The 1,056-nt window shown below is 68.7% G+C and carries 1 protein-coding gene; it reads right to left on the reverse strand.

What is annotated here, in order from left to right; genetic code table 11:
• On the reverse strand, positions 1-1,056 hold a 1,056-nt coding region (locus A5714_RS03480), incomplete at both ends, for an MCE family protein (RefSeq protein ID WP_156747155.1).

Consider the following 1,056-nt stretch of genomic DNA (forward strand, 5'->3'; position numbering starts at 1 on the left):
CCGCGGTCGGCGCCGGACCGGGCAGCGGCAAGGCGTTGGGATCGACCCACGGCGGCCGGATGGGGTTGTGCAGCGGGTCGAGCGTGTAGTTCAAGCGATACGGATCCCCGGGCACCGGGGGCTCCGGCTCGTCCAGCTGACCCCAGTGGGTGCCCAGCAGCAGGCCACGCTTGAGCCGCGGGATCGTCAGGTCGAAGTCCACGTGCAGGTTGAAGTAGTCACCCCGCACGGCGCGGTCGACGAAGTTCTGGGTGAATGGGAACACGAAGCTCGCCGCGATGGCCGCACCGAAGTCCGGGCCGACGTCGGCGAGCGCCTGGATGGCCGGCTCCAGGTTCTTCAAGTTCCGTACCAGGTCCGCCTGAGAGTCGTTGACCAGCCGGGTGGCGGTGTTGGAGAAGACGCGAAGCTTGTCCAACGCCGCGGTCAGCCTCGGCCGCTCCTTGATCAACACGTCGAGCGCCGGCGGAATCTTGCGCAGCGCCTGGGTGAGGACGTCGCGTTGCTCGGCGAAGGTGCCGGCAAGCCGGTTCAGGGCCTGGATGGAATCGACGATGTTGTCCCGCTGTTCGTCGAGGGTCCCCACGAACGTGTCGAGGCGGTTGAGCAGGTCTCGCGCGGCGCCTTCGTGCCCGGACAGGGCGGCGGAGAAGTTGTGCACGACCTCCCCGATCTGTCCCAGGCCCCCACCGTTGACCACCGCGCCCAACGACGACAGCGTCTGCTCGGTCGATGGGTAGGCCGAGGACCGGCTGAGCGGGATCGTGGCCCCGGGCTGCAGCCGTCCGGTGCCCTGCTGGCCGAGCGGCGTGTTCAGCTCCACGTGCATCGAGCCCAGCAGGCTGGTCTGCCCGACGGTGGCCACCACGTTGGCGGGGACGACGACATCGCGTTTCACCGAGATCTCGACGTCCGCGTGCCACCCCTGCACCCGCATCGCGCCGACACTGCCGACCACGACGTCGTCGACCATCACGGGCGAATTCGATTCCATCGTCCCGACATTCGGCAGCTCGACATGGTAGATGTTGGCCCCCGGTCCGCGGCCGACCGCGC

Origin of the sequence: Mycobacterium sp. E2462 (assembly GCF_001672685.1) — a bacterium.
In the GTDB taxonomy this organism is placed as follows: Bacteria; Actinomycetota; Actinomycetes; order Mycobacteriales; family Mycobacteriaceae; genus Mycobacterium.